Below are 22,974 nucleotides of genomic sequence, written 5' to 3'. Positions count from 1 at the left end.
AGCGCTCCCCGGGCCGCCGAGGGCAGGGTGTAGGTCAGCACCGGCAGCACGAAGGCCTCGGTGTCCCAGAAGGCGTGCCCGTCGTACCCCGGGCCGGTCAGCCCCTTGGCCGGGATCGCGTCGCGCTGGGTGCCCGAGCCGGCCTGCAGGACGTGGTAGGTCGAGACCCGGACCGCCTGTTGCAGCTCCGGGTCACCGTCGATCTCGACGTCGGCCGCCCGCCAGAACTCGTCCAGGAACTCCCGCTGCCGGTCGGCCAGCCCGTCCCAGCCGATCAGCCCGGCCACGGTGAGCGCCCCGTCGACCTGGTCGCGCAGGGCGGGCGCGGACCGGCGGTGCGACCAGCCGTAGGCGAGCAGCTTGACCACGCGCAGCGTCCCACCACGGCGCACCGACGCGGCGAGCGTCAACCGGGCCAGGTCGGGGTCGACGGTCAGCCGCCGGCTGGCCTGTTCGGGCCCTTCGACGATGTGGCGCATCCCGGCGGCGATCCGCAGCCGGCTGTGCGGGGTGCGGTGCACGAGCACGGCGTGGTCCTCGGCGCGTTCGGACAGCTCGCACTCGAGCGGGCACTCGAGCACGGCCGCCTCCCGGGGGTCGCCCGAGCCGCCGTCGGGTGGCTCGTTCGCGATGAGGTCGGACTGGATCGCGAGGTACAGGTCGCCCTCGAGCGGGGTCACCCGGTAGTCGATCGCCGCGAGCGTGCGGTAGGCGAAGGACACCAGCCGTTGGGAGGTGACCCGGACCCGGTCCCCGGCCGGCGAGGTCCAGTCGGTGGTGCGGTGCAGGATGCCGGTGCGCAGGTCGAGGAACCGCTCGTGGTGGTCCACCGTGCCGTACCGGGTGTCGAACGGGGAGTCGCCCACGATCAGCCGGATCAGCTTGCCGTCGGTGACGTTCACCACCGTCTGGCCCGACTCGGGGAAGCCGTAGCCGGCCTCGGGATGCGGCAGCGGGCGCTCCTCGTAGAACCCGTTGACGTAGGTGCCCGAACGCACCCGCGGCTCGCCCTCCTCGAGCGAGCCCCGCAGCCCGATGTGCCCGTTGGCCAGGGTGAACACCGACTCGGTGACGGCCAGGTCCTGCAGGTCGGCGGCCGCCCGACGGAGCCGCCAGGGGTGCACTTCCTCGGTCACGCGTCCTCCAGCAGCTCGGTCAGCTCGGTGACGACGCGGTCCGCGCCGGACTCCCGCAGCGCTTCTCCCTGTCCCGCCCGGTCGACCCCCACGACGAAGCCGAACCGGCCGGCCCGGCCCGCGGCCACGCCGGACAGCGCGTCCTCGAACACCACTGCCTCGGCGGGCGTCACCCCCAGGGCTCGGGCCCCGGCCAGGAACGTGTCGGGGGCCGGCTTGCCGGCCAGGCCGTCCCGGGCGGCGACGAGACCGTCGACCCGCGCGTCGACGAGGTCGGCGAGGTGCGCGGCCCGCAGCACCGCCTCGGCGTTCGCCGACGCCGTGACGACCGCGATCGGCACGCCGGCGGCACGCACGGCACGCAGGTAGGTGACCGCGTCGGGGTGGACCTGCACCCCGTCCTCGGCGAGCCGCTGCAACAGCAGCGCGTTCTTCCGGTTGCCGATGCCGCCGATCGTGTCCCGCTCGGGCGGGTCGTCGGCGCTGCCCTCGGGCCGGGCCAGCCCACGCGCGGTCAGGAAGTCGCGCACCCCGTCCAGGCGCCGCTTCCCGTCGACGAAGCGCAGGTAGTCCGCCTCGGTGAACTCCGGCTGGCCAGCCTGCGCGAGCAGCGGGTCGAACGTCTGCTTCCACGCCGCGCGGTGCACCAGCGCGGTGCGCGTCAGCACCCCGTCGAGGTCGAACAGGCAGGCGCGCACGCCGGCCGGCAGACCCAGCCGGCCCGCGGCCGACCCGCGGGACTCGTCGGACTGCTCGGACTGCGCCACCCGGTCACCATAACCCGAGCGAAACCGGTGACCCCGAGCCGACACCATGCCGGATGCCGCTCACCCGGCCTCGCGCGAAGCGCGCGCAGGGCGCGGGGTCGGCGGAGGAACCGCGTGGTCGAGGCGACCCGGGCCCGAGGCGCGCGGGGCCGGGTGGGGCGGCATACCCCAGGCCGACGCCCGGGTCAGGCGTGCGAGGGCGCCGGCGGCGCCCCGGGCACCTCGAAGCCCAGCTGCTCGGGGTAGCACCACCACCAGTCCTCCCCCGGCTCGAACGACCGCATCAGCGGATGGTCCCGGTGGGCCCGCCAGTGGGCGGTGGCGTGCCGGCCCGGCGAGCTGTCGCAACAGCCGATGTGCCCGCAGGTCATGCAGATTCGCAGCTTGACCCACGTGCCGCCGGAGGCGAGGCACTCCTCGCAGCCTGGTGCGGAGGGGGTCACCTCCCTGACCAGGTCCAGGTGCTGACACGTCGCTGCCATCCGTCCGTCCCCTTCTTCGTCCGAGGCTGATCCGTCGACGCTGACCCGTCGACACTGCTCACAGCCCATGATCCACCGACGGGGATCCACAGCCCATGATCGCCCCCGGACGAGCAGCCGAGCCGGGGCCCGCGGCGGGGCGTAGCCTGCAAGGTGACGGGGGCTGAGATGGCCACGAGAGGCGCGAGATGAGTGACGAGTTCGACTGGACCGGCGTTGTCGACTACTCCAAACGGGTGGTCCTGGAGCCCCCCAAGACGCAGTACGAGCTGCCCGGCGTCACCGAGGAGGATCACCTCGGTGTCCCCGTGGCCGTCGTCCCACTCTGGCACGCCGTCGTCACGGCGCGGCTGAGCTTCCCACCCGACGACCGGGCGAGCCTCGCGGCGGCCCAGCGCCGGCTGGCCGCCGCGCTCGAGACGGTCGAGCGGATCTACCCGCTCGGGCCGTCGGGCATCTTCGTCCAGGTCTCCTACGGCCTGCCCTACTTCCGTGAGCGCATCCCCGCCTCGGTGACCGACGAGCTGTTCCCGCACTCGACGCTGCCCGGCAGCGAGGGGCAGTGGGCGGTCGTCGACTCGATCCGTTTCCCCAAGGACCCGGAGTCGATCGTCCTGGAGCAGCAGGACGTCGTCTTCCACTTCAAGAGCGACTACCGCGACCACATCGACCGGGTGGTCGGCGCCCTGTTCCGCCCCGGCGAGCAGGAGCTGAACGGCATCCCCGTCGAGGGGACCTTCGTGGGCGACCTGCTGTCGGTCACCTCGATGCGCCGCGGCTTCGCCGGGCACGGCATGCCCCGGGTCGTCGGCCGGCGGGTCGGCATCCCCGGGGCCGAGCACGTCCCGGCCGGGGCGATGCTGTTCATGGGGTTCACCTCCAGCCACAAGGACGGGCTGGCCGGTGGCAACCTGCCCAGCTTCGAGACGCTGCCCGGCTACACCGACGTCAAGCCCGGCGACTACTTCGCCGGCGGCACGGCGATGCACCTGTCGCACATCGGGATCGAGCTGGATCGCTGGTACGAGCTCTCGCACCGCGACCGGCTGACCCGGATGTTCCATCCGCGCCGCACCGAGGGGCCCGAGGTGCTCTCGCCCGACCAGTCGCCGGCGACCGTCACCTTCGAGGAGCAGCGCGACAAGGACGCGGAGACCGGGGTGCTCGGCCACAACGAGCAGATGCAGTTCCTCTCCCGGCTGGGGCAGGACACCACCACGGCCTACGGCGAGGAGCTGCCGCGCGGCACGGTCATGTTCCTGCGTCAGGACTTCAACACGGTGGAGAACCCGTTCGGCTTCTCGACGGACGGGCCGGTCAGCCCACGCCCGCGGGCCGGGGTCCACTTCATCGGGTTCGGCCCGTCGTCGCAGCACTTCGAGCTGATGCGCCTCGAGATGGACAGCGTCCACCACCAGCAGCGCTACCACCTCGGCGACGACGACATCGGGTTCACCGGCTTCCTGGACACGACCCACCGGCAGAACCTGCTGCTGCCCCCTCGGGCGCACCGGTCCATGCCGCTGGCCGAGCTGCTCTGAGCTGTCGCCCGGCCCGGCGCCGTCACGCGGCAGGCGTGGTCAGGTAGCGGCGCAGCGTCCGGTGCCAGCGGTTCGCCGGGGCGCCGGTCGTCAGCGCGACGCCCGCACAGTACTTGCTGACCAGCACGTCCCGCTGCCCCCAGCCGCGCAGGAGCTGGTCGGCCGCGCTGCGCCGGTGGCGGACTTGGTCTCGAGCAGGACCTGTCCGCCCGGGACGCGGACCGCACCGCCGCCCGGTCCCTCGAAAGCCAGGTCGACGTCGCAGGTGACCCGCAGCCCGCCGGCGACGTGCACCAAGGTCATCCGCCGGTAGGTGCTGCGCAGCACCGGGCGCAGCACCGCGACGTGCGGGCGGCCGGCCAGGTGGGTGCCCACGAAGTCGCGTCCTTCGGAGTGGATCTGCAGCAGGTCCTCGCGCCGCCAGTCCAGGCGGTGCTTGACCGTCTCGCCGCGACGTCCCTTGGCCTTGACCTCGAGCATGGTCAGGCCGGAGTCCGCGTAGAGCCGGGTACGCACCTTGTGCCGGGTCCGACGGCCCTGCACCTGGTCGCGGAACAGCTGCAGGTTGCAGGTGTCGAAGTAGACCGACTCGTAGCCGAACACCCGTCGCCCGTCGATCTCGAGCACGCGCAGGTCCGAGTCGAGCGAGGCGACCAGCTCGTCGAGGACCGCCAGCGGGACCAGGTACTTCTGGTCGACCCGGGTCTGCAGGTCCGAGGTCTCGGCGAGGTCGGCGAGGGTGGTGGTCCCGAGGGTGGCCGCGAGCCGGGCCAGGTGCCGATGGTCCGAGGCGTCGGCGAGCCCGGCCACCCGCCGCGGGGCGGGCCCCGGGTCGGCGAGCCCGGCCACCTGCCGCCGCGCGCGGCCCGGGTCGCGCGGAGCTTGCGGGCCCCACGGTGCCGTGCCGGTCGGGGCGGCCGGCGTGGTCATGACGCCACCAGGGACGGCACCTGCATCGGCACCCGGCGGGGCTGCATCCCGTCGACCGGGACGTAGACGACCTCGAGGACGGTCACGTCGCGCACCAGGTCGACCTCCCGGACGTCGAGGCGCTGCACCCGGCCGCCGACCGTGTGGGCCACGGTGTGCTGGAGCTCGATCGGCTCGAGGATCGCGGTGTCGAGGGTCAGCACGAGGGTGCGTGACCGGCGCGCCCAGCGCGGGTGGTCCGCGACCACGACGACGGTAAGTAGCAGCACCGAGAAGGCCGGCGTCGCCCACCAGGCGATCGGCGCCAGACCGGCGATCAGGCCGAGAGCAAGGGCCGAGAAGTAGTAGGCGACCTCGGCCTGGCTGATCGGGTCGGAGCGCAGCCGGATGATCGACAGGACGCCGAACAGCCCCAGCCCGAGACCGACCCCGGCCTGGGCCGAGCCCAACGCGGTGGCCACCGCGAGCACCCCGACGTTCAGGGCGAGGTAGGCGAACATCAGGTCGCGGCGGCGGTGCCGGCGGTAGTAGAGGCCGACGGCCAGCACGGTGGCGGCGACCAGGTCGGTGAGGATGGCGATGGCCATTGTCGTCATGGTGTGTCTCCTTTGCGGTCGGTACCACCCTGACGTCCGCCAGTGGGACGACGATGAAGCCGCGATGAGAGGACTCTCATCGCCCGGAGGCTGTCGCACCGCCCCGGTTCGGGCACAGTGGTGTCATGCGGCACCTGCGTCTGGCCCTCTCGACCCTGCTGGTCGTGCCGGTGCTCGCTGCCCTCGTCTGGGGCCTGGCCGGCCTGCTCGTCCAGCCGGGCACGCCGGACCTCGGGTCCGTCGTCCTGGTGCACCCGACGACCGCTGCCGGGACCTCCTCGGCCCAGCCCACCGGGGCCCGGCCCGACTCACCGACCACACCGGCGCAGTCCGCGACCCCGGCCCCGGCGACGCAACCGGCCAAGCCGACGAGCCGGGCGACCAGGCCCGCGCCGCCGCCACGGCAGGCACCGGGAGCGGTCCCCGCCAACCCGACGATCGCCTGCCCGGCCGGCCAGGAGAGTGACCCGGACGACGACGCGGACGACGTCGACGACGACCCGTGCGACGACTGACGAGGCTCCCGGGAGCCGGTCGGGAGCCCGCGCCACGCAGTACCCGGGCCCGTCTCGTCGGGCTGATCAGCCTGGCCCTCTCGCTCGCCCTCGCCGGGTTGGTGGCGCTGGTCAGCGCCGTCCTGTACTCCCGCGCCGAGGCGACCCTCGCCGGGGAGCTGACCCACGAGGCGGCCAAGCTGCGCACGTATGCGGCGTCCGCGCTCGACCCCACGACGGGCAAGCCGTACCGGGACGTCGACGCCTTCCTCGCGGCGTTCCTGCGCACCAACGTGCCGGACTTCGACGAGACTTTCTTCTCCGTGGTGGACGGGCGGGCGGCAAGGCGCAGTCCGTTCCCTCCGCCGGCCCGTCTCGACCTCGACCCGTCCATCGTGCAGTGGGCCGCCGCGGCCGAGCAGCCGCAGACCCGGGTGACCTCCTCACCGGTGGGACCGGTCCACCTCGCGGTCGTCCCGGTGCAGGCCGCGGCCGACCCGCGACCGGGCGCGCTCGTCATCGGCGTGTTCGCGCGTGGGGAGCGCCAGGCCGCCCGCGACGCCACGGTGATCCTCGTCCTGTCGGCCGCCGTCGCCCTGCTCCTCGCTTCCGGGGCGAGCTGGTTCGTCGCCGGCCGGATCCTGGCCCCGATCCGGCTGGTGCGCAGCACCGCCCAGCAGATCAGCGAGTCCGACCTGAGCCGGCGCATCGACGTGCGAGGGGACGACGACGTCGCCGCGCTCGCCCGCACCTTCAATTCGATGCTCGACCGGCTGCAGGCCGCGTTCGTCGGGCAGCGCGAGTTCCTGCACGACGTCGGGCACGAGCTGCGCACCCCGCTGACCATCGTGCGCGGCCATCTCGAGCTGATGGGCGACGACCCGGAGGAGCTGGTGGAGACCCGGGGCCTGGTGCTGGACGAGGTCGACCGCATGAACCGGCTCGTCGACGACCTGACCACCCTTGCCGCCGCCGAGGAGCCGGGGTTCGTCCGGCTCGGGCTGGTCGACGCGGCACACCTCACGATCGAGGTGGTCGCCAAGGCCCGGGCGCTCGGGGAGCGACGCTGGCTCGTCGACCGGCTCGCCGAGACCGCCTTCCCCGGGGACGAGCACCGCCTGACCCAGGCGCTGATGCAGCTGATCGCCAACGCCGTGCGGCACACCCAGGACGGCCAGGTGATCGCCGTCGGGTCGTCGCTGGCCGGGGACCGCGTCCGACTGTGGGTCCGGGACGAAGGCAGCGGCATACCCTCGCAGGACCAGTCCCGGATCTTCGAACGGCGGGCGCGGGGGACGCGCGAGCCGGGCCGGACCGGCAGCGGGCTCGGGCTGTCCATCGTGACCTCGATCGCGCAGGCCCACGGCGGCCACGTGGAGCTGACGAGCGAGCCGGGCGCGGGGTCCACCTTCACCCTCGACCTGCCACGCGGTACGGTCGCCACCCACCCGCGCCCCGCGGCACCGGGCCGGTTCTCGCCCACGGAGACCCAGCCGATTCCGATGGCCGACCCACCGGCCAGGCACGGGGCCGAGGCCGGGAAGGAGCAGCCATGAACCGCATCCTCATCGCCGAGGACGAGCAGCGCATCGCCTCCTTCCTCGACAAGGGCCTGCGCCGCAACGGCTTCACCACCGAGATCGCGAGCGACGGTGCCGCCGCCTACGCCCTCGCCTCAGGCGGTGACTTCGACCTGGTCATCCTCGACATCGGGCTGCCCGAGCTCGACGGCTTCTCGGTGCTGCGCCGGCTGCGGGCCGAGCACCACGAGATCCCGGTCATCATCCTGACCGCCCGCGGGGAGGTCGACGACACGGTTGCCGGTCTGGAGGGCGGGGCGGACGACTACATGCGCAAGCCGTTCGCGTTCGACGAGCTGCTCGCGCGGATCCGGCTGCGACTGCGCAGTACCGGACGGCCGGAGGAGACGGTGCTGCGCAGCGGCGACCTGGCCCTCGACCTGCGTACCCGACGGGTCAGCACCGGCGGGCGACAGGTCGAGCTGACGGCTCGCGAGTTCGGGCTGCTCGAGACCTTCCTGCGCCACCCGGACCAGGTGCTGACCAGGGAGCAGCTGCTCAGCCGGGTGTGGGGCTTCCACTTCGACCCGGGCTCGAACGTCGTCGACGTGTACGTCCGCTACCTGCGCGGAAAGATCGGGGACGGGCGGATCGAGACCGTCCGCGGGGGTCGGCTACCGTCTCGTGCCCTGACCCGTCGAGGCCGGTCGGGCTCGAGCCGGGCCGGCCCGCGGCTGGTGGAACAAGGCCCCGTCACGATCTCTCGTGACGGGGCCTGCGACGGTCGTCAGCCGATGTGGAACAGCGGGTCGCGGTCGGCCATGTCGTAACGGTCGATGATCTCGCTGAGCCACGTGATGAACTGGCTCATGGTCGCCTCCTGATGCCGGTAGCGGTTGCTCTCCGAGCACCCCGTTGGGCACGGAATCGGACGAACGTGTGAAAACCACGCTCATTGCGTCGAACGAACGGCCCGCCACTGCTGACTATACCCTCGCGTCATCCGGCACTGCGACTCTCGGCCCGGACCCGGGCCCGGGCCCGCCTGCGCCGGAAGGCGGCTGGACGGCATACCCACGAGATCGTATGCCGCTCAGCGCAGCCCGCGCGCCGGCTCAGTGGGCGACCACCGCCTCGTCGTCGGGCGCACCCAGCTCGGCGGTCGCCATCTTCCGCCGGATCCACGGGACCATCGCGAAGATGACCACCGCGACGGCCAGCGCGATGACGGCGTTGACGAGGTAGTACTGCGAGTCCGGCATGCCGCGCATCGCGGTGATGACCTGCGCCGCGACCGACTGGCCGGCCGCGCTGCTCAGGAACCACAGGGCCATCGCCTGGCTCGCGAAGGCCACCGGCGCCAGGCGCGTGGTCGCCGACAGGCCGACCGGCGACAGGCACAGCTCGCCGATGGTCTGGATGACGAAGACGCCGCCGAGGATGTAGATCGGCGCGGTGTTGCCCTGGAAGGTCGCGAAGGCCCAGGACATGACCAGCGCCGACACGCCGATGACCGCGACGCCGAGGGCGAACTTCGAGGCCGTGGACGGGAAGCGTCCGGCCCGCCGGGTCCAGACCAGCCCGAACACCGGCGCGAGCACGACGACCGCGAGCGCCGGCACGGACTGGAACCACTCCGGGTTGACGGCGGTGCCCCCGACCTGCGTCACGGTGCGGTCCGAGGCGAACAGCGCCATCTTGCCGGCCGCCTGCTCGTAGATCATCCAGAACACCAGCGAGCCCACCCACAACGGGATGTAGGCGAGCAGGTGGGAGCGCTCCATCGCCGTCACCTTGGGGCTGCGGAACATCATCACGAAGTAGCCGATCGAGACGGTGATGGCGGCGATCGAGATCGCGTCGATGACCTGTTCGTAGACCGTCTCGCGCCACAGCCCGGCGAGCAGGACGATGACCACGAAGACCACGAGGATGAGGCCGACGTAGGCCCCCACCCTCCTGCGCTCCTGGTCGGTCAGGTGGTTCGGGACCTCGTCGGGTGCCTCGTTGAGGGTCCGCCGGCCCAGGACGAACCAGACGACCGCCAGGCCCATGCCGACGGCCGCGGCGGAGAAGCCGGCGTGGTAGCCCCAGTTGGCCCGCAGGAACCCGACGACCAACGGGGAGAGGAAGGCTCCGATGTTGATCGCCATGTAGAAGACCGTGAACCCGCTGTCGCGGCGACGGTCGTGCTCGTGGTACAGGTGGCCGACCATCGTCGAGATGTTCGGCTTCAGCAGCCCGGTGCCGAGCGCTACCAGGGCGATGCCCAACCATGCGGTGACGGTCGCCGGGACCGCGAGGCTGAGGTGGCCCGCCATGATGACGATCCCCCCGTAGAGGGTCGACCGTCGGGCGCCGATGAGCCGGTCGGCGGCGTAGCCACCCACCACGGAGAGCAGGTAGACCGAGGCGCCGTAGATCGTGACGACGGCCGCGCCGATCGTCTTGTCGAGGCCGAGGCCGCCGTTGGCGGCCGTGTCGACGAGGAAGTACAGCAGGATCGCGCGCATCCCGTAGTAGGAGAAGCGCTCCCACATCTCGACGAAGAACAGCGTCGACAGGCCGATCGGATGACCGAAGAAGGCCCGGTCCCCCGGCCGGTCCACGCCCGCCCGTCCCTGCGGTCCGGGTCCCGTGCTCCTGGCCATTGCGTCCGCCTTCCCCGCACGGCATCGCCCGAACCGTGCGAATGGCTCGCAGCGTATTGGGTCGGGACCGGTTCCGCGCGGCGAGCGCCCCCGCCTGATCGTCCCCGGTGGCTGTTCGGGCGGACACAACAAGTGCGGCCGGTCGGCGCCTGACGCACGAGCGGATGCGCCGATCCCGACTGATGGTGTTCTTGCGTACCGGCCCGCGGGCCCGGCAGGTTGCGCAGCGATCAGTCATCAACCTGACGGTGACTGCACATACTGTTCATGTTGATGAATGCCTGTTGCACAGTTTGTGTATCAGAACTACCGTCCTGATATGCAGACAACAACCACCGTCCCGGCCCCTGCCCGCCGCGACGCGACCGGGTGGGCGGCAGGGCTGCCGCTGCCCGACCTGCCCGCCGCCCCTGATGTGACCCACGCCGAGCTGCTCGAGCTCTACCGCCTCATGACGGCGGTCCGGCAGCTCGACGTGTCGGCGATCGCCTGGCAGCGCCAGGGCATCCTGCCGGCCTACGCCCCCGAGCTCGGGCAGGAGGCCGCGCAGGTCGGCTCGGTGCTCGCCCTCGACCTGACCCGTGACTTCGTCTTCCCGACCTACCGCGAGATGGGCGCCGCCCGGGCCGCCGGCGTCGACATGGTCGAGTACCTGGCCAGCCACCTGGCCACCTGGCACGGCGGCATGTGGGACGCTGCGGCCACCCACGTCGCCCCCCTGCAGGCGGTCGTCGCCGGCTCGGTGCTGCACGCCGTGGGCTGGGCGCACGGACAGACCCTGCGCGCCCGGGCTGCCGCCCGCGCCGGTGCACCGGTGGACGGGCTCGGCGTCGCGATCGCCTACCTCGGCGACGGCGCCTCCAGCCAGGGTGACGTGCACGAGGCGATGAACTTCGCCGGCGTGTTCGCGGCCCCGGTCGTCTTCTTCGTGCAGAACAACGGCTGGGCGATCTCGGTGCCGACCGAACGGCAGGTGGCCGGGGGCAGCGTCGCGGCCCGCGGCGCGGGCTACGGCATCCCCGCCCTTCAGGTCGACGGCAACGACGCCGCGGCGGTGCTCACGGCGACCCGTCGTGCGGTCGCCCGCGCCCGCGCCGGTCACGGCCCGGTCATCGTCGAGGCGATGACCTACCGCCGCGGGCCGCACTCGACCTCCGACGACCCGGGCCGCTACCGCACCCTCGAGCAGGAGCGGGCCGACGCCGGCGCCGACCCGGTCGTCAGCCTGCGTCAGCGGCTTGTCGCCGAGCACGTCGCCGACACCGCCACCCTCGACGCGGCCGACGCGGCCGCAGCCGCAGCGGCCGAGTCCGTCCGGGAGGGCCTGCTCGCGCTCGGCCCACGGCCCGGCGCCGAGATGTTCGACCTCGTCTTCGCCGAGCCCACCGAGCAGCTGATGCGCCAGAAGGCCGCCTGGCGCGAGGAGTCCGAGCATGCCTGAGACGATGACCCACCAGACCGCGACCACCCGGACCGGGATCGAGACCGACCAGACCATGACGCACCCGACCGCCACGGCGGCCCCGGCACGCCCCGAGCCGCGCACCCTCTCGCTGCAGGGAGCCCTGAACCTCGCCCTGGACGAGCTGCTCGCCGAGGACGACGACGTGCTGGTGCTCGGCGAGGACGTCGGCACCCTGGGCGGCGTGTTCCGGGTCACCAACGGCCTGGCCGCCGCCCGCGGCTCCGACCGGGTCTTCGACACCCCGCTGGCCGAGTCGGGCATCCTGGGGATGTCGATCGGGCTCGCGATGGCCGGCTTCCGCCCGGTCCCCGAGGTCCAGTTCGACGGCTTCAGCTACCCGGCGATGAACCAGATCGTGACCCAGCTGGGCCGCATGCACTACCGCTCGCGCGGCGCACTCCCGATGCCGGTGACGCTGCGCGTGCCGAGCTTCGGCGGCATCCGGGCACCCGAGATGCACGGCGAGAGCCTCGAGGCCGTCTTCGCCCACGTCCCGGGCCTGAAGGTGGTCTCCCCGGCCGACCCGCAGCAGGCCTACACGCTGCTGAAGACCGCCGTGCGGATGAACGACCCGGTCATCTTCATGGAGCCGAAGTCGCGCTACTGGCAGAAGGGCCCGGTCGTCACCGAGGCCGACGCCGCCGCCGCGCCCGGCTCCGAGAGCACCGCAACCCCGTGGGGAGCCAGGGTCGCCCGCGCGGGTCGCCACCTGACGCTCGTGGCGTGGGGCGCGATGGTGGCCCGCTGCCTGCAGGTTGCCGAGCTGGCCGCCGAGGACGGCGTCGACATCGAGGTGCTCGACCTGCGCTGGCTCAAGCCGATCGACGCGGACGCCCTCGCCGCGTCGGTCGCCAGGACCCGCCGGGCCGTCGTCGTGCACGAGGCCCCGCTCACGGCCGGCCTGGGCGCCGAGGTCGCCCAGCTCGTCACCGAGCGCTGCTTCGCCACCCTCAAGGCCCCGGTCGAGCGGGTCACCGGCTTCGACGTGCCCTACCCCTCCGGTGAGCTGGAGGACGAGTACGTCCCGAGCGTCGACCGCATCCTGTTCGGCATCCAGCGAGTATTGGAGTACCAGCGTGGCTGAGCTGTCCTTCCCACTGCCCGACCTCGGCGAGGGCCTGATCGAGGCGACCGTCCTCGACTGGCTGGTCGCCGAGGGCGACCAGGTCGAGCGCAACCAGCCGATGGTCGAGGTCGAGACGACCAAGTCGACGCTCGAGCTGCCCTCGCCGCAGGCCGGCGTCGTCAAGAAGACGTACGGCGCCCCCGGCGAGGTCGTCAAGGTCGGCGACCCGCTGATCGTCTTTGAGGTGGCCGACGACACCGCCGGCATCGTCGGGACCGTCCCGGCCGAGGGTCCGCCCAAGCGGCGGGTGCGCCTGAGCGCCAACCTGGACGACGACTGAGGTGGCCGTCCCGACCCACCACACGGACGTCGGGCTCGACGTCGTCGTCGCCGAGCCGGAGTTCCCGGCCGCGCTGCCGCCCGTGCTGCTGGTCCACGGCTTCGCCTCGTCGGTCCGGCTCACCTGGGAGCAGACCGGGTGGTTCACCGCCCTGCTCGCCGCCGGCCGCCGCGTCATCGCCGCCGACCTGCCCGGCCACGGCGCCAGCCCGGCCCCGGAGGACGTCGCCGCCTACGCGCCGAGCCGGATCCGCCACGCACTGCTGCGGATCGCCACCGACGCCGGTGCCCGGCCGATCACGGCCGGGGACCCGACGAGCGGCCTCGACGTCATCGGCTACTCGTTCGGCTCGCGGCTGGCGTGGGAGCTCGGGGCCGGCCACCCGGACATCGTGCGCCGTCTCGTGCTGGGCGGCGCGAGCAACGGCGACCCGCTCGCCCGGCTCGACCTCGCCGCCGCGCAGCGCTTCCTCGCCGACGGCACGCCCGTCGGGGACGTCTCCACCGGGGCCCTCGTCGCGATGATGCAGGCCGCGCCCGACTCGGATGCGCATGTGCTGCTGCGCCTGGTCGAGGCGGTCAAGCAGGAGCCGTACGACGCGGCCACCGCGGTCCCGCCCCAGCCGGTGCTCGTCGTGTGGGGTCAGCAGGACGAGCTGGTCGGTGCGCTCCCGGTGCTCGAGCAGCTCGTCCCGACGGCCGAGGTCCACACGCTGCCCGGCCGCACCCACGTCAACGCGGTCTCGGCGCGCGCCTTCAAGCAGGCCGCGATCGAGTTCCTGGCGCGGGACTGAACGCCCAGTCACCCACCCGACCGCGGGTATGCCGCTCGGCCGGCTGAGCGGCATACCTGCAGTCGTGCTCTGGCGTGGTTGTGCTGTGGCGCAGTCGGATTCGCGGGTTAGCGGGTGACCGGATGCGGGTACTCGGCCGAGCGGGACTGGAACTCGAGGATGTCGGGGTTGCGCACCACGCCGTCCCGGATCTCGATGGCGCGGCTGACCGTCGGGTCCGCGGCCCACGCGTCGGGGCCGGCGAGCACCGTGCCGAGGTAGGGCAGCAGGGCCTGGCTGATCTCCCACGTCGCGGAGTTCCACAGGTAGGAGGGGCTGTGGTCGACCGCGTAGTAGCGCACCCGGTCACCGACGGTGAGCATCGGCGCGTCGAAGCCCGTGGGCCGCGCCCAGGAGAAGCCCATGCCGGCGTCGCACGAGACGTCGACGACCAGGGTGCCCGGCGCGAGGCGCGGGAGGTCGCGCTCGGTCAGGAACATCATCGGGTCGTTCGGGTCCTGCAGGACGCAGTTGACGATCAGGTCGTGACCGGCGAGGTACTCGGGCAGGGGGGCATCGCCCTCCGGCAGGGCCACGACGCCCACCGTGCCGTCCCGCCGGCCCGGCTCGAAGCGGGACATCGTGGCCGAGTGGATCGGCGCCGCGACCGCGATCGGCTCGCGCTGGGTCAGCACGTGCACCTCGGCGGCACCGAAGGCGCCGAGGGCGGTCACCGCCCCGCGGGAGGTCGACCCGAAGCCGAGCACGGCCGCAGTCAGGGGCCGGCCGTAGTGGCCGGTCGAGCCGACCAGCGTGAGGGCGTGCAGCACCGAGGCATAGCCGGCGAGCTCGTTGTTCTTGTGCAGCACGTGCAGGGCGTAGGACCCGTCGGCGTTCCAGTGGTTCATCGCCTCGAACGCGATCAGGGTCAGCCGCTTGTCGATTGCGAGCTGGGTGATCTCGGCGTCCTGGACGCAGTGCGGCCAGCCCCACAGGACCTGCCCGTCGCGCAGGTCGGCCAGGTCGGCCGGCACCGGCTTGGGCAGCATGATGACGTCGCAGCGGGCGGCGAGCTCGGCCCGCGGGCACAGCCCGGCCACGTGCGGCGCCAGGTCGGCGTCGGTGACCCCGAACGGCTCGCCGTATCCCGTCTCCAGCCAGACTCGGGACGCCAGGTCCGCGTCGATCCGCACCACGTGCGCCGGATGGATCGGCAGCCGGTGCTCGTCCGGCTTGCGCGACGTCGCGACGATGCCGATGCTGAGCGTGTCCACGGGAGACCCCCTTCGGTCCTGCTCGTTTCTAGCACAGCCACGGCTCCCCGGGCGTGCGCGCGCTGCGACGGTGTGCAACTGTGGAGGGGCTTCAGCCGCCGAACTGCCCCGTTGTGACCCCTGTCCCGGCCGCGGTCCGTCCGCGGTCCGGAGACCGACCACCTCGCACCCGCAGGAGGCTCCGACGATGTCGAGCACCGCTCCCACCAAGGCCACGACGCCGCGCGAGCTGACCATCCGGGGGATCATCCTCGGCGGGGTCATCACGCTCGTGTTCACCGCCGCCAACGTCTACCTCGGGCTCAAGGTCGGGCTCACCTTCGCCACCTCGATCCCGGCCGCCGTGATCTCGATGGCGATCCTGCGGCGGGTGCGGGACACGAGCGTGCAGGAGAACAACATCGTCCAGACGATCGCCTCGGCCGCCGGCACGCTCGCGGCGATCATCTTCGTGCTGCCCGGCCTGATCATCATCGGCTGGTGGCAGAACTTCCCCTACTGGACCACCCTGGCCATCTGCATCATCGGCGGCGCGCTGGGCGTCATGTACACCGTGCCGCTGCGGCGGGCGCTGGTGACCACCTCGGACCTGCCCTACCCGGAGGGGGTGGCCGCCGCCGAGGTGCTCGAGGTCGGGTCGAAGTCGGGCGCCCAGAGCGACAAGGGGAGCCTGCACACGATCATCATGGGCGGCGTGGTCTCCGCCGCCTTCGGGATCCTGACCAAGCTCAAGGTCCTGTCCGACGGCCTGTCCACCGCCGTCCGGGTCGGCTCGGGCGCCATCGGCGGCTCGGTCAGCCTGTCGCTGTCGCTCGTCGGGATCGGGCACCTCGTCGGGCTGTCCGTCGGCATCGCGATGTTCGTCGGGCTGGCCATCGGCTGGGGAGTGCTCGTGCCGGTGATGAGCTGGGGCCAGGCCACCGCCGGCGGCACCGTCTCCGACCTGGTCGACGCGACCTTCACCCAGGACGTGCGGTTCGTCGGCGCCGGCACGATGGCCATCGCGGCGATCTGGGCCCTGGTGAAGATCGTCGGGCCGATCGTGCGCGGCATCAAGGACGCCGCCGTCTCGGCGCGGGCCCGGCGGGCCGGGCATAGCGTGACCCTGCAGGAGCAGGACCTGCCGATCAGCATCGTCGGCGGCTGGATCCTCGTCTCGCTGATCCCGATCGCCGCGCTGCTCTGGTACTTCCTCGACGAGACCCACCTGCAGGACGACAAGGCCGGCACGATCATCGTCACGGTCGTCTTCACCGTCGTCATCGGGGCCATCGTCGCCGCCATCTGCGGCTACATGGCCGGCCTGATCGGCTCGTCCAACAGCCCCATCTCCGGGGTCGGGATCCTGGTGACGCTGCTGCTGTCGCTGGTCATGGTGATCCTGCACGGGGCAGGGGGCGACCCGCAGCGGATCACCGAGCTGGTGGCCTACACGCTGTTCGCGACGGCGATCATCTTCGCAATCGCGACGATCTCCAACGACAACCTGCAGGACCTCAAGACCGGCCAGCTGGTCGGCGCCACGCCGTGGAAGCAGCAGGTCTCGCTCGTCATCGGCGTCGTCTTCGGCGCCCTCGTCATCGCCCCGGTGCTCGACCTGCTCAACGCAGCGTTCGGCTTCCTCGGCGCACCGGGAGCCGGTCCGGACGCCCTGCCGGCCCCGCAGGCGGGCCTCATCTCCGCACTGGCCGAGGGCGTCTTCGGCGGGCAGCTCGACTGGGGCAAGGTCGGCCTGGGCGTGGTCATCGGCGCAGCCGTCATCGTGCTCGACGAGTGGCTGGCCCGGATCGGGCACCACCGCCGGCTGCCGCCCCTGGCCGTCGGGATGGGCATCTACCTGCCGATGTCGCTGACCGTGATGATCGCGGTCGGCGCCGTGCTCGGGCACCTCTACGACGGGTGGGCCGCCCGGCAGACCGACCCGGACCGGGCCAAGCGGCTCGGCGTGCTCATGGCGACCGGCCTGATCGTGGGCGACAGCCTGTGGGGCGTGCTCTACGCCGCCATCGTCGTCGCGTCGGGCAGCGGCGAGCCGATGGCGATCGTCGGCGCGGGCTTCGCGCCCTGGGCGAACGGGCTGGGCGTGGTCGTGTTCGTCGCCGTCCTGGTGTGGATGTACGGGGCGATCCGCCGGCGCGCTCGGGAGGGTGCGGCGTCGCGGTAGCTGACGGCACCCGCCGGGACCGATGGCGGGGGTGTGTGCGGTTGTGGTCGCCAGGGCGACGCAAACCACGCACAACCCCCGGGGGTCAGGGCCGCCGAGCGGCCAGCAAGGGTGTGCGCCTGACTCTGGCCGACGTTCGATACATGTGCTGGACCACTCCCCTGTTCCTTCGACGAGCCGCATGCGTAAGTAATGGTTGATACCGGACAAATCGCTCTAACCTCCAGAACGGTAGCGAACCTAATATCTTGATGTCAAATCGTTACATGGGGCGCCGGGCGCCCCCGGACAGCCGGGCCGACCACCCGAACTGGTCACGGCACGTGCCGACCCGGCCGGCGTTGTCGGCCGTTCGAGGGACGTGCTAGACCTTCCGGATGACCGACACGCGACCTGCCCCCGAGAACGCCCCGGCAACGGACGACGCCCCGGCCAGCGACTGGCGGGACACGTCAGCCACGCCCCGCGAGCGGGCCGAGCGGCTCGTCGCCGCAATGACCTTGGAACAGAAGATCGCCCAGCTGCACGGTGCGATGGAGACGATCGACATCTACGCCCTGTCGGCCCAGGCGGCTGAGCAGGGCGCCGACCTGGAGCAGCTCGCCGCGCAGATCCGGGTCGAGCGGCACGTCACCGGTATCGAGGAGCTGGGCATCCCCCGGTTCCGGATCACCAACGGCCCGGTCGGCGTCGGGATGGGCGACGGGACGCCGAGCCCGCCGGCCACCTCGCTGCCGATGACGATCGGGCTGGCGGCCTCCTTCGACCCCGACCTGGCCTACGCCTACGGGGACGTCATCGGCTCCGAGACGGCCACCCTGGGCCAGCACGTGCTCGAGGGGCCCGGGGTGTGCCTGCACCGCACGACGATCGCGGGCCGCAACTTCGAGTACTTCTCCGAGGACCCGTACCTGTCCGGGGTGATGGGGGTCGCCGTGACCCGGGCGATCCAGGAGCACGACGTCATCGCGATGGTCAAGCACTACGTGGTCAACGACCAGGAGTACGAGCGGTTCCGCGCCAGCGTCGAGGTCGACGAGCACGTGCTGCGCGAGCTGTACCTGCTGCCCTTCGAGATGGTCGTCAAGGACGCGCAGGTCGCCGCCGTGATGAGCGCCTACAACCGGATCCGCGGGGTCTACGCCACCGAGTGCCGCCCGACCCTGACCGACATCCTGCGCACCGAGTGGGGCTTCGACGGCTACGTGCAGTCCGACTTCTGGTCGTGCCGGTCGGCGGCCGCTTCGCTGAACGCCGGCATGGACCACGAGATGCCCGACGCCAAGTGGCTCAACGAGACCAACGTCAAGGCCGCCCTGTCCGACACGAGCCTCGAGATCGAGACCGTCGACCGGGCGCTGGTGCGCCGCTACACGCAGATGTTCCGCTTCGGCCAGTTCGAACGCCCTTACGCACCAGGCCAGATCGACGCACAGGCCCACGGCGCCACCGCCCGCGACATCGGCCGGCAGATCGCGGTGCTGCTCAAGAACGACGGCGGGCTGCTCCCGCTCGACCCGCACGTCGAATCCATCGCGGTCATCGGCCAGTCGGCCTTCGTCGACGACGCCTGCCTCGGCGGGGGCGGCTCGTCGAAGGTCGTCCCGCTCTACACCGTGCCGCCGCTCGACGGGATGCGCGACGTGCTGGCCGGCCTCGGCTCATCGGCGACGGTGAGCAAGGTGACCGTCGCCGACGACCTGTCCAACCTCGACGAGGCCCGCCGGGCCGCCGCGGCCGCCGATGTCGTGGTCCTCATGGCCGGCCTGGTCGCCACCGAGGGCGCCGACCAGCCGCACGCCAACATGCTGAACGACCAGAACCGGATGCTCGCCGAGCTGCTGCCCGTGGGCGACCGCACCGTCGTCGTGCTCAAGGACAGCAACCCGGTCCTCATGCCGTGGATCGACGCGGCACCCGCGGTGCTCGAGGTGTGGAACCAGGGCACCGAGGACGGGCACGTCGTCGCCGACCTGCTCTTCGGCGTCGCCAACCCGTCCGGCAAGGTGCCCACCTGCTACCCGCGCTCCGAGGACGACACCCTCTACGCGGGCCACCCCGAGCGCTACCCGGGTACCGACGAGGGCGACGGCTACCCGGTGATCCGCTACTCCGAGGGCCTGCAGATGGGCTACCGCTGGTTCCAGGGCCAGGGCATCGAACCGCTGTTCGGCTTCGGGCACGGCCTGTCCTACACGACCTTCGAGCTGGCCGACGTAGCCGTCGACGCGCCCGGCGGCGTGGCCGCGCCGGTCACCGTGACGGGCGCACTGACCAACACCGGACCGGTCGCCGGGGCCGAGGTCGTGCAGGTCTACCTCGGGGTACCGGCGCCCGGACAGCCGCCCAAGCGGCTCGTCGGGTTCGCCAAGGTGTCGCTCGAGCCGGGCGCCACCGAGCAGGTGACGATCGTCGTCGACCCGACCGCCAGCCACCACCCGTTCTCCGTCTGGGACTACGCCACGAGCAGCTTCCGGACCGCGGCCGGCGACTACACCGTCCTCGTCGGCACGTCCGCGGCCGACACCCCGCACACGGCCACGATCACCGCGGGCTGAGCCCAGCGGCATACCCCGGGGTTGCGGTCCGCCGTGACCGCGGGGATGCTGCGAAGGTGAGCACCCCGACGCGGCGCGTCGCGCTCTTCGCGACCTGCTTCAACGACACGATGTGGCCCGAGACGCTCAAGGCGACGGTCCGCCTGCTCGAACGGCTCGGCTGCGAGGTCGAGTTCCCCGCGGAGCAGACGTGTTGCGGCCAGATCCTCACCAACACCGGGTATGCCGCTGACGCAGTGCCGCTGGTGCGCCACTTCCTCGACGTGTTCGGGTCCTACGACGTCGTGGTCGCGCCGTCCGGGTCGTGCGTCGGCTCGGTCCGTGAGCAGCACCGGATGATCGTGGCGGGCGACGCGAGCCTGACCAGCCGGGTCGAGGCGCTGGTCCCGCGCGTCCTGGAGCTGTCCGAGTTCCTCGTCGACGTCCTGCAGGTCACCGACGTCGGCGCCTACTTCCCGCACCGGGTCACCTACCACCCGACGTGCCACTCGCTGCGGATGATCCGGGTCGGGGACAAGCCGCTGCGGCTGCTGCGGGCGGTGCGGGGCATGGACCTGGTCGACCTGCCCGGGGCCGACGAGTGCTGCGGCTTCGGCGGTACCTTCGCGATGAAGAACGCGGACGTGTCGATCGCCATGGGCGCGGACAAGGCCCGGGCCGTCATGGACACCGGGGCCGAGGTCGTGGTCGCAAGCGACAACTCGTGCCTGTCGCACATCGGCGGGATCCTCGGGCGCCAGCGCGCCGGGGTGCGCACCATGCACCTGGCCGAGGTCCTCGCCTCGACGGAGGAGGAGCCGGCATGAGTACCAAACCGAGGGGTGCGGCGGGAGCCGGCTCGACGGCATACCCACCGGTGCAGCAGACGTCGCCGACGTTCGTCGGGATGCCGAAGTTCCCCGAGGCCGCCAAGGCCGAGCTGGCGAACACCCAGCAGCGGCGCAACCTGCGCCACGCGACGCACACCATCCGCGCCAAGCGGGCGAAGGTCGTGGCCGAGGTGCCGGAGTGGGAGCACCTGCGGCACGTGGGTGCCGACCTCAAGGACGAGGCGCTGACCCACCTGGGCGACTACCTCGAGCAGCTCGAGGCGAGCCTGACCGCGAACGGGGCCACGGTCCACTGGGCCCGCGACGCCGCCGAGGCGAACCGCATCGTGGTGGAGGTGATCCGGGCCAAGGGGGTCGACGAGGTCGTCAAGGTCAAGTCGATGGCGACCCAGGAGATCGAGCTCAACGAGGCGCTCGAGGCGGCCGGCGTCCACGCCTGGGAGACCGACCTGGCCGAGCTCATCGTCCAGCTCGGGCACGACCGGCCCAGCCACATCCTCGTGCCGGCGATCCACCGCAACCGCAGCGAGATCCGCGAGATCTTCCGGCACGAGATGGGCCAGGTCGGCCGGCCCGCACCCGACGACCTGACCGACGAGCCGGCCCGGCTCGCCGAGGCCGCGCGGCTGCACCTGCGCGAGAAGTTCCTGCGCGCCAAGGTGGGCATCTCGGGGGCGAACTTCGCGGTCGCCGAGACCGGCACCCTCGTCGTCGTCGAGTCGGAGGGGAACGGCCGGATGTGCCTGACCCTGCCCGAGACGCTCGTCTCGGTGGTCGGGATCGAGAAGGTCCTGCCGACCTGGGACGACCTCGCCCCGATGCTGCAGCTGCTGCCGCGCTCGAGCACCGGCGAGCGGATGAACCCCTACACGACGATGTGGACCGGGGTGCACGAGGGCGACGGACCGCAGGAGGTGCACGTCGTGCTGCTTGACAACGGGCGCAGCCACGTCCTCGCGGACCGCCTTGGCCGGCAGGCACTTCGGTGCATCCGCTGCTCGGCGTGCCTGAACGTGTGCCCGGTCTACGAGCGGACCGGCGGGCACGCCTACGGCTCGGTCTATCCCGGCCCGATCGGGGCGATCCTCAACCCGTTGCAGCGCGGCATGGCCAGTCCCGTCGACAAGTCGCTGCCCTATGCCTCGAGCCTGTGCGGGGCGTGCTTCGACGCCTGCCCGGTGCGGATCAACATCCCGGAGCTGCTGGTCGAGCTGCGCGGCCGGGTCGTCGAGGAGGCGGGAGCGACCCCGGAGTCGGCGGCGATGCGCGCGGCCGCCTGGGTGCTGTCCGACCCGCGCCGGCTGGGTGCGGCACAGCGGGTGTCGAGCGCCGCCGGGAAGGTGCTGCGCCGCGGCGGCCGGGAGCGCCCGGTGCGGTCGGTGCCGGGTCTCGGCGCCTGGACCGGCGCGCGGGACGTCCCGACCCCGCCCACGGAGAGCTTCCGCGAGTGGTGGCATCGCGAGCGGGAAGACGGTGCGAGGTGAGCGCACGAGAGCAGATCCTGGGCTGGGTGCGCGCGGCGACCGCGGACGTGCCGGACCCGATCGGGGCACGGGGTGCCACGCCGGTCGTCGCGATCCCCTCGCCCGGCGCGGAGCCGACCCTGCGGCTGTTCGCCGAGAACGTCGCCGACTACCGCGCCACGGTGCTGCAGTGCGACGCGGCGCACGTGGCCGAACGCGTCGCGGAGGCGCTGACCGCGGCCGGATGCCGTCGGGTCGTCGTGCCGTCGGGCCTGGACCCGGCCTGGACGGGCGCGGTCGGGCCGGGCGTTGTCGCCGTTCCGGAGGCGCAGGCCGGTTCGCACGGGCAGCTTGAGTCGGTCGACGCTGTCGTGACCGCGGCCGCGGTCGGGATCGCGACCACGGGCACGATCGTGCTCGACCACCGGGCCGACCAGGGCCGGCGCGAGCTGACCCTGGTCCCCGACGTGCACGTGTGCGTGGTGCGCGCCGACCAGGTGGTCCACGACGTGCCCGAGGCGGTGGCCCGGCTGCGTCCCGGCCCGGACGGCCTGCGGCCGCTGACCTGGATCAGCGGGCCCAGCGCGACCAGCGACATCGAGCTGAGCCGGGTCGAGGGCGTGCACGGACCGCGCACCCTGGTCGTCGTGCTGGTCTCCTGACGCCCCTGACGCCCCTCCCCCTGATCGAGCGTGCAGCACTTCTCATCGAGCGTGCAGTCGTTGTCATCGAGCGTGCAGTCGTTGTCATCGAGCGTGCAGCACTTCTCATCGAACGTGCAGTCGTTGTCATCGAGCGTGCAGCAGCATCGACCCTCGACTCGCACTACTGCACTATCGACTCGCGCAACTGCACGCTCGACCGGGACAACTGAACGCTCGATGGGGACTGTCGTGCCCCGACCTGTGACTGCCCGAAAGGATCG

19 protein-coding genes and 1 pseudogene are annotated in these 22,974 nt (G+C 72.2%); 13 read left to right on the top strand and 7 right to left on the bottom strand.

All coding sequences use genetic code 11. The features are described from left to right. The 3 genes and pseudogenes from WMI84_RS09135 to WMI84_RS09125 all read right to left on the bottom strand — a co-directional run. Positions 1-1,136, bottom strand: a pseudogene (locus WMI84_RS09135) (family 65 glycosyl hydrolase); the annotation flags it as partial. Then, positions 1,133-1,903 (bottom strand): beta-phosphoglucomutase family hydrolase, encoded by a 771-nt coding sequence (locus WMI84_RS09130; RefSeq protein ID WP_347352387.1) that lies wholly within the window; start codon positions 1,901-1,903, stop codon positions 1,133-1,135. The pseudogene WMI84_RS09135 and the gene WMI84_RS09130, both read right to left, overlap by 4 nt. Positions 1,904-2,088: 185 nt before the next feature. After that, positions 2,089-2,385: a UBP-type zinc finger domain-containing protein gene (locus WMI84_RS09125; protein WP_347352385.1), complete on the bottom strand. Its 297-nt coding sequence runs from the start codon at positions 2,383-2,385 to the stop codon at positions 2,089-2,091. 188 nt (positions 2,386-2,573) lie between these two features. On the opposite strand from WMI84_RS09125, the gene WMI84_RS09120 reads away from it, so the two are divergent. Next, positions 2,574-3,926, top strand: coding sequence for a hypothetical protein (locus tag WMI84_RS09120; RefSeq protein WP_347352383.1), 1,353 nt, complete (start codon positions 2,574-2,576; stop codon positions 3,924-3,926). Between the two features lie 90 nt (positions 3,927-4,016). Here WMI84_RS09120 and WMI84_RS09115 read toward each other — a convergent pair whose 3' ends face one another. Together WMI84_RS09115 and WMI84_RS09110 are read right to left on the bottom strand one after the other, a co-directional pair. Beyond that, positions 4,017-4,856, bottom strand: a complete 840-nt coding sequence (locus WMI84_RS09115; RefSeq protein WP_347352381.1) for a polyphosphate polymerase domain-containing protein — start codon at positions 4,854-4,856, stop codon at positions 4,017-4,019. Next, positions 4,853-5,452, bottom strand: a complete 600-nt coding sequence (locus tag WMI84_RS09110) for a DUF4956 domain-containing protein (protein WP_347352379.1) — start codon at positions 5,450-5,452, stop codon at positions 4,853-4,855. The genes WMI84_RS09115 and WMI84_RS09110 overlap by 4 nt, the downstream gene beginning before the upstream one ends. Before the next feature lie 125 nt (positions 5,453-5,577). On the opposite strand from WMI84_RS09110, the gene WMI84_RS09105 reads away from it, so the two are divergent. The 3 genes from WMI84_RS09105 to WMI84_RS09095 are packed head-to-tail and all read left to right on the top strand — an operon-like array spanning position 5,578 to position 8,296. Further along, complete coding sequence (locus WMI84_RS09105) at positions 5,578-5,967, top strand: hypothetical protein (RefSeq protein WP_347352378.1); 390 nt, start codon at positions 5,578-5,580, stop codon at positions 5,965-5,967. Then, on the top strand, positions 5,955-7,502 hold the full coding sequence (locus WMI84_RS09100) for a HAMP domain-containing sensor histidine kinase (protein ID WP_347352376.1): 1,548 nt from the start codon (positions 5,955-5,957) through the stop codon (positions 7,500-7,502). The genes WMI84_RS09105 and WMI84_RS09100 overlap by 13 nt, the downstream gene beginning before the upstream one ends. Beyond that, a complete protein-coding gene (locus WMI84_RS09095; RefSeq protein ID WP_347352374.1) occupies positions 7,499-8,296 on the top strand; it encodes a response regulator transcription factor in 798 nt (265 codons plus the stop codon). The genes WMI84_RS09100 and WMI84_RS09095 overlap by 4 nt, the downstream gene beginning before the upstream one ends. A 285-nt stretch (positions 8,297-8,581) precedes the next feature. Here the strand turns inward: WMI84_RS09095 and WMI84_RS09090 are convergent, their stop codons facing one another. After that, positions 8,582-10,117 (bottom strand): oligopeptide:H+ symporter, encoded by a 1,536-nt coding sequence (locus tag WMI84_RS09090; protein ID WP_347352372.1) that lies wholly within the window; start codon positions 10,115-10,117, stop codon positions 8,582-8,584. 451 nt (positions 10,118-10,568) lie between these two features. Between WMI84_RS09090 and WMI84_RS09085 the strand changes: the two genes are divergently transcribed. The 4 genes from WMI84_RS09085 to WMI84_RS09070 are packed head-to-tail and all read left to right on the top strand — an operon-like array spanning position 10,569 to position 13,781. Then, positions 10,569-11,558 carry a thiamine pyrophosphate-dependent enzyme gene (locus WMI84_RS09085; RefSeq protein ID WP_347352391.1) on the top strand — a complete coding sequence of 330 codons (990 nt, stop codon included), beginning with the start codon at positions 10,569-10,571 and terminating at the stop codon, positions 11,556-11,558. Positions 11,559-11,613: 55 nt separating this feature from the next. After that, positions 11,614-12,666, top strand: coding sequence for an alpha-ketoacid dehydrogenase subunit beta (locus tag WMI84_RS09080; RefSeq protein WP_347352389.1), 1,053 nt, complete (start codon positions 11,614-11,616; stop codon positions 12,664-12,666). Beyond that, the gene (locus tag WMI84_RS09075) at positions 12,659-12,988 is read left to right on the top strand and encodes a biotin/lipoyl-containing protein (RefSeq protein WP_347352370.1); all 330 of its coding nucleotides are present in this window, start codon (positions 12,659-12,661) and stop codon (positions 12,986-12,988) included. Before WMI84_RS09080 ends, WMI84_RS09075 begins: the two co-directional genes overlap by 8 nt. A 1-nt stretch (position 12,989) precedes the next feature. Continuing rightward, the gene (locus WMI84_RS09070; RefSeq protein WP_347352368.1) at positions 12,990-13,781 is read left to right on the top strand and encodes an alpha/beta fold hydrolase; all 792 of its coding nucleotides are present in this window, start codon (positions 12,990-12,992) and stop codon (positions 13,779-13,781) included. Between the two features lie 107 nt (positions 13,782-13,888). Here WMI84_RS09070 and WMI84_RS09065 read toward each other — a convergent pair whose 3' ends face one another. Next, entirely contained in the window at positions 13,889-15,034 is a 1,146-nt protein-coding gene (locus WMI84_RS09065; RefSeq protein ID WP_347352366.1) for a N(5)-(carboxyethyl)ornithine synthase, read from the bottom strand. 187 nt (positions 15,035-15,221) lie between these two features. On the opposite strand from WMI84_RS09065, the gene WMI84_RS09060 reads away from it, so the two are divergent. The 5 genes from WMI84_RS09060 to WMI84_RS09040 all read left to right on the top strand — a co-directional run bounded on the left by WMI84_RS09060 (position 15,222) and on the right by WMI84_RS09040 (position 22,711). Continuing rightward, positions 15,222-17,198 carry an oligopeptide transporter, OPT family gene (locus WMI84_RS09060; protein ID WP_347352364.1) on the top strand — a complete coding sequence of 659 codons (1,977 nt, stop codon included), beginning with the start codon at positions 15,222-15,224 and terminating at the stop codon, positions 17,196-17,198. A gap of 377 nt (positions 17,199-17,575) precedes the next feature. Then, positions 17,576-19,756, top strand: coding sequence for a glycoside hydrolase family 3 C-terminal domain-containing protein (locus WMI84_RS09055; protein WP_347352362.1), 2,181 nt, complete (start codon positions 17,576-17,578; stop codon positions 19,754-19,756). 56 nt (positions 19,757-19,812) lie between these two features. Then, positions 19,813-20,562: a (Fe-S)-binding protein gene (locus WMI84_RS09050; RefSeq protein ID WP_347352360.1), complete on the top strand. Its 750-nt coding sequence runs from the start codon at positions 19,813-19,815 to the stop codon at positions 20,560-20,562. Continuing rightward, on the top strand, positions 20,559-22,070 hold the full coding sequence (locus WMI84_RS09045) for a LutB/LldF family L-lactate oxidation iron-sulfur protein (protein WP_347352358.1): 1,512 nt from the start codon (positions 20,559-20,561) through the stop codon (positions 22,068-22,070). Before WMI84_RS09050 ends, WMI84_RS09045 begins: the two co-directional genes overlap by 4 nt. Continuing rightward, positions 22,067-22,711 carry an LUD domain-containing protein gene (locus WMI84_RS09040; protein WP_347352357.1) on the top strand — a complete coding sequence of 215 codons (645 nt, stop codon included), beginning with the start codon at positions 22,067-22,069 and terminating at the stop codon, positions 22,709-22,711. The genes WMI84_RS09045 and WMI84_RS09040 overlap by 4 nt, the downstream gene beginning before the upstream one ends. The last annotated feature ends 263 nt before the right edge of the window (positions 22,712-22,974 follow it).

This window comes from Intrasporangium sp. (genome assembly GCF_039812505.1).
GTDB lineage: Bacteria > Actinomycetota > Actinomycetes > Actinomycetales > Dermatophilaceae > Intrasporangium_A.
Note: the sequence above shows the minus strand (reverse complement) of the source record. Positions and strands in the feature narration are given on the sequence as shown.

Coding starts and splice junctions, on each gene's coding strand:
- WMI84_RS09125 (WP_347352385.1), bottom strand. CDS start 2,385: ATGGCAGCGACGTGTCAGCACCTGGACCTGGTCAGGGAGGTGACCCCC.
- WMI84_RS09120 (WP_347352383.1), top strand. CDS start 2,574: ATGAGTGACGAGTTCGACTGGACCGGCGTTGTCGACTACTCCAAACGG.
- WMI84_RS09115 (WP_347352381.1), bottom strand. CDS start 4,856: ATGACCACGCCGGCCGCCCCGACCGGCACGGCACCGTGGGGCCCGCAA.
- WMI84_RS09110 (WP_347352379.1), bottom strand. CDS start 5,452: ATGACGACAATGGCCATCGCCATCCTCACCGACCTGGTCGCCGCCACC.
- WMI84_RS09105 (WP_347352378.1), top strand. CDS start 5,578: ATGCGGCACCTGCGTCTGGCCCTCTCGACCCTGCTGGTCGTGCCGGTG.
- WMI84_RS09095 (WP_347352374.1), top strand. CDS start 7,499: ATGAACCGCATCCTCATCGCCGAGGACGAGCAGCGCATCGCCTCCTTC.
- WMI84_RS09090 (WP_347352372.1), bottom strand. CDS start 10,117: ATGGCCAGGAGCACGGGACCCGGACCGCAGGGACGGGCGGGCGTGGAC.
- WMI84_RS09085 (WP_347352391.1), top strand. CDS start 10,569: ATGACGGCGGTCCGGCAGCTCGACGTGTCGGCGATCGCCTGGCAGCGC.
- WMI84_RS09080 (WP_347352389.1), top strand. CDS start 11,614: ATGACGCACCCGACCGCCACGGCGGCCCCGGCACGCCCCGAGCCGCGC.
- WMI84_RS09060 (WP_347352364.1), top strand. CDS start 15,222: ATGTCGAGCACCGCTCCCACCAAGGCCACGACGCCGCGCGAGCTGACC.
- WMI84_RS09055 (WP_347352362.1), top strand. CDS start 17,576: ATGACCGACACGCGACCTGCCCCCGAGAACGCCCCGGCAACGGACGAC.
- WMI84_RS09045 (WP_347352358.1), top strand. CDS start 20,559: ATGAGTACCAAACCGAGGGGTGCGGCGGGAGCCGGCTCGACGGCATAC.